We start from the raw sequence: 5,838 nt of genomic DNA on the forward strand, positions 1-5,838 counted from the left end.
GACCCTCAGCAAGTCCTATCGTTGCAGGTCAAGGGCACTTTCCGTGTTTCTGATCAGCTCTTGGACAGCCCATCTCGTGAAAGCGCGAGGTTAGGCAGACCGGCGTCGGCGAGCAGGCCGGCGAGCGCGGCCGTCGTGAGCGGTGTCTGCGGGGCGGGCTTGACGACCATGGTGCAGCCGGCTGCCACGGCCGGTCCGATCTTGCGGGCCGGCATCGCCAGCGGCGCGTTCCACGGGGTGATCAGCAGAGAGGGACCCACCGGCCGGCGGGTGACCAGGATGCGTGCGGTGCCGTCCTCGCTGACCTTCCAGGTGCCGTCGATCCGCACCGCCTCCTCACCGAACCAGCGCAGGTAGTCGGCGCCGTAGCGGACCTCCGCCCGGGGCTCGGCCAGTGACTTGCCCATCTCCGCGGTGACCAGCAGCGCGAATTCCTCGACGCGCTCCAGCAGCAGGTCGTGGGCGCGGCGCAGGATCTCGGCCCGGCGGCGGGGAGGGACCGCCGCCCAGTCGGCCTGGGCCGCGTGTGCGGCGTCGAGGGCGGCCGCCCCGTCGGCCGGCGTGGCATCGGCCACCTCGCACAGTGTCCGGCCCGTGGCAGGGTCGTACACCGTGAACGTGGCGTCGTCCGTCGCGGGCCGCCACCGGCCGGCGACGAACAGCCCCTTCTCCACACGTCCGATGACGTCGTCCGGCGTGATTGTCTTCATGGAACTCTTCCTTCTGGGGTGCGCCGCATGGCTGGTCGACCGGTGGCGCACGGAGGGCGGACCCTCGTACGGGAGGACGGGCCCGCCCTTCGTGCGCCGGTGGTGGGTCAGCGCAGTGCGGCGATCATGTCTTCGGCCAGCCTGGTGCTGGAGGCGGGGTTCTGGCCGGTGAAGAGGTTGCCGTCGATGATGTTGTGCTGCTGGTACGCCGCCCCTTCGACGTGGACACCACCCAGCTCCCGCAGGCGGGAGGCGAGCAGCCACGGAGCGCCCTCGGCCGTGCCGAAAATCTGCTCCTCCTCGTTGGTGAACGCCGTCATCCTGCGGCCGGCGAAGAGCCAGTTGCCGTCCTCGTCCTCGGCGCTCAGCAGCGCGGCCGGACCGTGGCAGACCGCGCCGATGGGCATTCCGCCCTTGTCCGCCTCGGCCAGCAGACGGCCCAGGTCGGCGTCCTGGAAGAGGTCGACGACCGGGCCGTGGCCGCCGGGCAGCACCACCGCGACGTAGTCGTCGATGTCGATCTCGTCGAGCTTCAGCAGCGGGCCGAACTCCTGCAGCGCTTTCTGGGCGTGTGCCACGTAGTGATCGCAGTCCTCTCCCGCGAGCGCCGGGTCGGCACTGTGCTCGTCCAGGGGCTGCAGCACTCCGCCCGGGGAAGCGAAGTCGACGGTGTAACCGGCCTTCACGAACTTCTCGTGCGGAGCGGCCAGTTCCTCCGCCCAGTAACCTTCAGGTCGCCGCCCGGTCGTCGAGGGGGACGTCCAGTCGGGCGGCCACGGCGGTCAGGGCCGCTCCCAGGGGAAGCGCGACCCGGGTGCGGGCGTGCCGGTCGCCTCGGGTCGGGTCTCGGTTGACGATCAGCACAGGCGTGCCGGCCTGCGCCGCCTGGCGTACGAACCGCAGCCCGGACATCACCGTCAGCGAGGACCCCAGGACCAGCAGCGAGGTCGCCGCACGGACGAGTTCACGGCAGTGCTCGACCCGCGCCGGCGGCACGGCCTCGCCGAAGAACACCACGTCCGGTTTGAGGACGCCCCCGCAGTCCAGGCAGGGCAGCACGCGGAAGTCCCCGACCTGCTCGTCGGTGAGGTCGGCATCACCGTCCGGGTTGATCCCCGCGGCCACCGGCTCGAAGCCCGCGTTGGCCTCCTCCAGCCGTTCGGCGAGTTCACGGCGTGGGCTGAAGGCGCCGCAGGCGAGGCAGCGCACCCGGTCCAGGCTCCCGTGGAGTTCCACGACGCCCTCACTGCCGGCGGCCTGGTGCAGGCCGTCGACGTTCTGAGTGATCACGCCCGAGAGCAGTCCGTGCCGCCCGAGCGCCGCAACGGTCCGGTGTCCGGCGTTGGGGCGGGCCCGGCCGAAGGTGCGCCAGCCGAGGTGGCTGCGCGCCCAGTACCGGCGCCGGGCGTGGGCCCCGGCGACGAAGTCCTGGTACGTCATCGGAGTGTGCCGGCTCAGGCTCCCGCCCTCCCCCCGGTAGTCGGGGATGCCCGACTCGGTGGAGATGCCTGCCCCGCTGAGCACCAGCACACCACCGGCGCCCAGCGCGTCGGCGACCGGCTGGAGATCCGTGGTGCCCGGCGGTAGATCCTCGTCAGGGGTCCAGCTCAGGGTGGGGCGCATGCGCATGCCGCCAGGGTACGGCGCGGACGGTGTCCGAAGGTCATCGGCAGCAGGCCGAGGAGGGCCTCGGTCAACGAGGACAGCGACGGCTCACCCTCGCTCACTGCCGCGGTAGCCGACCTCGCGCTGGGCGCGCCCAGATCAGATCCAGAAGGGCGCCGGCGGAACCTTGTCCGCCGCGGACGGGGTGAGTCCGGCAGGGGCATGCTCGACCAGCCGAGCGCCGGGGCGAACTCCACGAGGCCGCCCTGCCCGGTGGCCACGCCGGGTACTCCGACGGCGACAGCGCGGGGCGGGGCGTCCAGCGCGTCGGCTGCTTAGGACAGCTCCGCACTGAGGGCGATCACCTGCTCGATGACGGCCGCGGACTCGGACTCGGCGTCGTGCGTCCGGTCGAGCAGCGGCCGGCTGGGCCGGCTGCGGATCCGCCCCGCGAGGTCGCACACGGCGCCTTGCACGGTGTCGCTTCTCAGGGTGGGAGCGAGGACGCTCTGTGCCTCGGCGTTGAACCGCACCAGTTGGGCGGGACGGCCGCCTCGTGAGGCCTCGCGCTGGGCGTCCGTGACGAGCCGGTCCGCCTTCAGCGCGTCGATGAGACGGTTCACCGTCGCCGGGCTGAGCCCGGTCTCGTCACCCCGCTGACGTTCCTGCTCATCGCTGCCTCTCGGTGGCGGTGGGACGGCCGCTTCCGGCGATCGTAGGGCGAGGAGCCACCCTGCTCGCGCACCAGGCGCTGTGGTTCACGGAGCTGCGGCCGGAGCCTTGAAAGCGGCCACCCTCTACTCGCGGGTGTCCCCACATCCGCTCAGTGGATCTCCCCACCCATCGGGCGCCTGACCTGCGGGACCAGCCGACTCCCTACACCTCGACACGGTGCGCCAGGCCGTTGAGGATGAGGGCCAGGCCTGCCTCGAATGCCGACTCGTGATCGATCACCGGCACGTCGGCCGGCAGGTCCGCACTGTCACCGGAATCGGTTTCTGCCTGCTCTTCCAGGACGCTGCCGACCGTGAAGCGGCTTGCGGCCAGCATCGCCATCTGCGCATCCCGTTCAGGGACGCCGGAGGCCACGAGGAAGTCCATCTTGCGGCGGATCCGGTCGAGGTCGCCGGTGGGGGTGCTGCCGGCGTGGAGCCGCGCGCCGTCCCGGCGCATCAGCAGGGTGCGCCTGAAGCTGCGTGTGTTGTCCGCGAACCAGTCGCGCCAGTCGTCATCGGGCGTCGGCAGGGGCGCGGTCGTATGGGGTGTCATCGCCGCCTCCGCCATGGCGGCGAGGAGGTCCTTCTTGGTGCGGAAGTACCAGTAGAGCGACGGCTGCTCGACGTTCAGCCGCTTCGCCAGCCTTCTCGTGCTGACGGCGTCCAGCCCGACCTCGTCGAGCAGGCCGAGCGCCTCAGCGACGACGGCCTCGCGGTTCATCTTGGTCACGTTGACAATCTATCGCTGATAGATGACGCTGGGAAGGAATCTTTCACTGATAGATTTTGGAGGGACGGGCATGACGAGGAGATCGGGCAGGCAGCCCCTGAGGGTTCTCGTCGCCGGTGGTGGGATCGCGGGGCAGGCCCTGGCACTCTGGCTCACCCGGGGCGGCCACCAGGTGACCGTCGCCGAACGCTTTCCGGCGCTGCGTGCCGCCGGGGCCCAGGTCGATCTGCGAGGACAGGGCATCGAGGCCGTCAAGCAGATGGGGCTCCTCGACGCCGTCCGCGGCAAGCTCGTGGACGAGGCGGGCGTCGCCTTCATCGACGCACGCGGCAAGCCCAAGGCGACGATCATGGCCAACACCTCGGGAAAGGGCCGGCAGACCCTCACGTCCGAGTACGAGATCATGCGCGGGGACTTGATACGCATCCTGCATGACGCCACCAAGGACGACACCGAGTACGTCTTCGGCGTGAGCGTCGACGGCTTCGAGCAGGACGCCCACAAGGTCGTCGGGCACTTCTCCGACGGATCCTCCGGCGAATTCGACCTCCTGGTCGGCGCGGACGGGCAGGGATCGCGCATCCGGCGAGCGATTCTCCCAAAGGGTCTCGACCCGTACTGGCGGACGGGCATCCACATGGCCTACTGGTTCGTTCCGCGCATCGCGTCCGACAGCAATATCCGGGACACCTACATGATCCCGGGCGGCCGACAGATGATGCGCCGCAGCCACAACCCGGCCCAGACCCAGGTGTACTTCGTCATACGGGAAGAATCAGAGGAAGCCTCGGCGATCCACCGGGCGCCCGTCGAGCGCCAGCAGGAGTTCTGGGCAAGCAGGTTCCACGATGCCGGATGGCAGACCGAGCGCTTCATCAAGGGCATGGAGACCAGCTCGTTCTTCTACTCCCAGGAGATCGTCCAGGTCCGCACCGACACCTGGTCGAAGGGCCGCGTGGTCCTGGCCGGGGACGCCGCGCACTGCACCTCCCCCTACAGCGGCATGGGCACCTCCGGCGGCCTGGTCGGCGCCCACGTCCTGGCCGGAGAGATCAACCGGCACCCGGGCGACCTGCCGACCGCGCTGGCGAACTACGACCGCGTGCTGCGGCCCTTCGTCAACGAGATCCAGGGCGAAGTCAACCCGCGCCTGCTGCGCCTGGGCCTGCCGATGACCCAGCGTGCGATCGATGTCTTCCAGGCCACCACCGCGCTGGCCTGCTTTCTCCACGTCCCCGACCTCGCCGCGCGCCTTTCGACGCGGGACCGCGGCGGCAACTGGCAGCTCCCCGAGAACCCGGCACTGACCAGCACCGTCTGAAAGCGACCGCGCAGATCGCACCGACGGCCGCCGCCACGACCACGCCCGACCGGCGGCGCGAACTGCGGCAGACCGAAGGCTCCTGCCCACAAGCTGATCAGCGGTCGGTCGGCCAGCCTCCGGCGTAGGCTCATGCCCTTTGCCGCCACCCTCCTCGTCGAGCGCGAGCGTGCCGTCGTCGAACGTGTCGGGCTTGGTCAGTAGCGCCACGGGAGGCTCCTTGTCGATGTCTAGCCGGCGGCGCGGCGCGGGTTCGTGTTCATGCCGGATGGGCGGGGACAGTGGGTCGTCCACGATGGTGGCGAGTTCGCCGAGGCGTCGGTGCAGGTGCCGGATGTCGCCGTCGGGGCGGGCGATGTTGCGGCACTGGCGCCGGCAGTCGTCGGTGTCCGGGGTGGCCAGCGGGTCGCGGTGCTCCCGCGCAGTTGGCACAGGGCCTGGGCGGAAGGGATGGGCCGAAGGTTGCTGCACAACGCGCCTCAATGCCGCACGCTCTGACCTCCGCTTCCAGACCGGCGCCCCGCCCACCTCGAAGCTCGCGTACCCGCTGGGATCGAGCCGGCAGGGGACGAGGAACTGCGCGCGCCTGACGGAAGCCTCCTGGGCGCGGACCCGAGGCGCCGAGGCTACTCGAACATACCCGTGTTCTTTATCTACCGGACTCGAACGGTGTCTCGAACTGAGTCGCTCACCAGGGGGTTCGCCGGACACGGGGGCGGCCTTCGTCTGATCATGTGCTCCGACCAAGGTGCACGT

4 protein-coding genes and 2 pseudogenes are annotated in these 5,838 nt (G+C 70.3%); 1 reads left to right on the plus strand and 5 read right to left on the minus strand.

All coding sequences use genetic code 11. The features are described from left to right. Window positions 1-92: 92 nt before the first annotated feature. The 5 genes and pseudogenes from AB0G56_RS41910 to AB0G56_RS41930 all read right to left on the minus strand — a co-directional run. Window positions 93-710: pseudogene (locus tag AB0G56_RS41910) on the minus strand (aldehyde dehydrogenase family protein); the annotation flags it as partial. 107 nt (window positions 711-817) lie between these two features. After that, window positions 818-1,429, minus strand: a pseudogene (locus tag AB0G56_RS41915) (type 1 glutamine amidotransferase domain-containing protein); the annotation flags it as partial. 10 nt (window positions 1,430-1,439) lie between these two features. After that, complete coding sequence (locus AB0G56_RS41920) at window positions 1,440-2,339, minus strand: NAD-dependent protein deacetylase (protein WP_360981531.1); 900 nt, start codon at window positions 2,337-2,339, stop codon at window positions 1,440-1,442. Window positions 2,340-2,650: 311 nt separating this feature from the next. Continuing rightward, complete coding sequence (locus tag AB0G56_RS41925) at window positions 2,651-2,938, minus strand: hypothetical protein (RefSeq protein WP_360981534.1); 288 nt, start codon at window positions 2,936-2,938, stop codon at window positions 2,651-2,653. A 253-nt stretch (window positions 2,939-3,191) separates the two neighbouring features. Next, window positions 3,192-3,752, minus strand: a complete 561-nt coding sequence (locus AB0G56_RS41930; RefSeq protein ID WP_360981537.1) for a TetR/AcrR family transcriptional regulator C-terminal domain-containing protein — start codon at window positions 3,750-3,752, stop codon at window positions 3,192-3,194. 79 nt (window positions 3,753-3,831) lie between these two features. On the opposite strand from AB0G56_RS41930, the gene AB0G56_RS41935 reads away from it, so the two are divergent. After that, entirely contained in the window at window positions 3,832-5,082 is a 1,251-nt protein-coding gene (locus AB0G56_RS41935; RefSeq protein ID WP_360981540.1) for an FAD-dependent monooxygenase, read from the plus strand. Window positions 5,083-5,838: the final 756 nt, after the last annotated feature.

This window comes from Streptomyces sp. NPDC021356, from assembly GCF_040641015.1.
Classification (GTDB): domain Bacteria; phylum Actinomycetota; class Actinomycetes; order Streptomycetales; family Streptomycetaceae; genus Streptomyces.